Annotated in this window: 1 protein-coding gene; it reads right to left on the bottom strand. The window is 67.9% G+C overall.

Going from position 1 to position 249, the window contains the following annotated elements; translation table 11 throughout:
* Positions 1 to 249 (bottom strand): C13 family peptidase (locus AC0IW9_RS31495; RefSeq protein ID WP_471652217.1); only part of this gene is annotated, 249 nt, incomplete at both ends.

Genomic DNA, 249 nt, shown 5'->3' with positions numbered 1-249 from the left:
ATACCGCGCGGCGCAGGTTTTCGCGGGTGGCCAGTGGGCGGTCGAGCCTGTGGTCGCGGTGATTGACCAACGTGATCTGGCCATAGGCGCCGACGCGCTCGCGCAGCAGGTTGCTGACGTAGTCGGCCTCGCGCAGGAACACGCTTTGCTCGCCGTCGCCAGCCAGGGTCAGGGTGTACAGCTCGACGGCCGGGGTGGAGGCGGGAATGGCGGCCAGGGCCTGGTCCAGCAGCTTGCCTTGTTGCAACA

The sequence above is a fragment of the Belnapia sp. AC561 genome (assembly GCF_979252845.1).
This window is presented reverse-complemented; position numbering and strand designations above follow the sequence as displayed.